General features: G+C 61.6%; 1 protein-coding gene and 1 pseudogene. One reads left to right on the plus strand and one right to left on the minus strand.

The annotated features are described in order from the left end of the window. Positions 1–168, minus strand: a pseudogene (locus PV350_RS46530) (transposase family protein); the annotation flags it as partial. Positions 169–1,043: 875 nt separating this feature from the next. Between PV350_RS46530 and PV350_RS46535 the strand changes: the two are divergent. After that, a complete protein-coding gene (locus PV350_RS46535; protein ID WP_500339298.1) occupies positions 1,044–1,376 on the plus strand; it encodes a hypothetical protein in 333 nt (110 codons plus the stop codon). Positions 1,377–1,592: the final 216 nt, after the last annotated feature.

Raw genomic sequence — 1,592 nt, forward strand, 5'->3', positions numbered from 1 at the left:
GGTCAGGTCGTGGGTGCGGCCCGGCAGAGCGCGGGAGATCCATACGATCTCGCCCTGCGGGTCGGTGGTGACCTGGAGGTTCACGCCGTGGCGGCGGTGCTTGCCGGAGTAGTCGGCGCGGCCGTCGCCGACCCGGTCGCACTCGGCGAGCGTGCCGTCCACCAGCACGTACTCCGTGTCCCGGACGTAGACAGCCAGCACCAGCGGTCCGTGCTACCGATCTGAGCCATCGAGGCCTGAGGTTGCAGGGATGAGGTGGCGCAGTAATCCCTCTTCGGAGCACTGAAGTTCTATTGACCGGCTGAGATTATAAGTACTATGATCCGAATTCCTCTAAGTTGAAGGTCTGACGTGTGTTTTACGGTGCCGACCGATGGTGTGAGATTAGCGCGGCACGCGGTGCACGGCCCGCTATCTCAGCATGCTCTTCGGTCTGATGTCCTGGTCGTGAGACGCAGGCCAGGCTACATACCTACCCATCGTTGGGTAAACGCCATCGTCATGACGTACAAGTTCGAGGCTTGCAAGGGCATTCGGTCGGCCACTGCGCTGGCCTACTTGCTCCGGAACGGTCCGCTCATTGAGTACCGTGGCCAAACCCTCACCGCGAGCCGAGGGCCCGCAACTGCCCGAGGGGCAGATCGAGCTGGCAGAGCCGCCGGTACTTGGAAAATCGGCAAGCCCCCACCTTGGGTCGGCCTTGATGTACCTGCCGATGGGCTTCGGTGTCATAGCGCTGATGTTCTCGGTGCAGAGCGGCCGGCGACGTGACTAGCCACGGCCAGCAGATTGCGACTTGTTGACTGTGTACCGCAGGCAGCGCGAAGAAGGTGTCGAGTCTCGTCGCTGGATTAACGAGGTGACCGGCACCGCGACTGCTTCTCGACAGGCTGTTAAGGCGAGGGCGAGGTGGTCTCGATCGAGTTCCCGACAAGTGCTTATCGCCGCCGGCGCCGGGTGATTCCGCGTGCCGCGTCTTGCATTGACTAGGAGCTGGGAGGAGACGCGTGTCCGATAGAAGATTCTATGCCGATACTGACGGGTTGGACGAGCAGCTTCCGCATTTGGAGTATCTTCAGCGACGGTTCCAACAGATTGCTGGGGGAGTGCAGGGCGGGCTTGCCAGGCTGGGCGAACCCTGGGGCGACGACGAGCCCGGGAGACAGTTCTACGAGCAGTACGGCCGACCGGCAAAGATGCTCATCCGCAGCACGAAAGATATGGGCGATGTAGTCGAGAGCATGCATGACGGCATCAGTACCTTGTCCACCGGTCTCAAAAATACAGAAGATCTGAACTCTCATAACTCTCAGCAGTTGTACCGCGGCACTTCCGGCGACGCCAGAAACGCCGATGGCGGCACAAGAAGGCACTAACGTTGAGTATTCCGATGCCCCGGGAGTTGGAGTGGCTTGCTCCGCTGGTTGTGGGGGACCATCCGCCACCGACCCCCCGACGGGGCAGTTGGCGTTCTGGGCGCCTGAGGCGATCCGGGCGTTGATCAGTGGGGCCCGGGCGATCTTCATGATGATTATGAAGCGGCTGTTGGTGTCGATTGCGACGGGTGCTGCGATCGGGTTCGGTCTGGACGC

It is taken from the genome of Streptomyces sp. PA03-6a (assembly GCF_033792765.1).
In the GTDB taxonomy this organism is placed as follows: domain Bacteria; phylum Actinomycetota; class Actinomycetes; order Streptomycetales; family Streptomycetaceae; genus Actinacidiphila.